The following is a 523-nucleotide window of genomic DNA, read 5'->3' on the forward strand; positions in this document are numbered from 1 at the left end:
TTCGGCGACGTCCGGCACGGCCGCGACGAGGAAACGCGCCGCCAGCGGGTCGTGTCCGAGGTCGCGCCGGGAACCGACCACACGGTGGACGATCAGCCGTCCGTTGCCGGCCAGCCTCTCGAACTCCAGCCACAGGATGAGATCGTCCGCCCGGCTGACCCGGTGCACCACGACGACGTCGTCGCCGCGGGCGAGCAGGTCCTCCGCGAGCGCCCGGACCGGTCCGATCCCGCTGCCCCCGCCGACGAGCAGCGTCCTGCCCCGGGTGGCGTGCTCGGCGGTGAAGTGCCCGAACGGGCCTTCGGCCACGACCGGGGTGCCCGGCCGCAGGTGGGCGATCGCGCGGGAGTGATCGCCCGTGGCCCTGACCGTGATGCGCAGCCGGTCCGGCCGCGGCGGGGCGGACAGCGAATAGGGGTGCGCGCTGACGAGATGCCCGCGGGCGGCGAACCGCCACAACAGGAACTGCCCCGCCACCGCGCCGAGACGATGCAGGTCACGGCCACGGATCCAGACCGAGACG

General features: G+C 74.4%; 1 pseudogene. It reads right to left on the bottom strand.

The window, feature by feature from the left end:
- Nucleotides 1-523: pseudogene (locus DD1DGNOD_RS24290) on the bottom strand (ferredoxin reductase family protein); the annotation flags it as partial.

This window comes from Candidatus Protofrankia californiensis (assembly GCF_900634765.1).
GTDB lineage: Bacteria > Actinomycetota > Actinomycetes > Frankiales > Frankiaceae > Protofrankia > Protofrankia californiensis.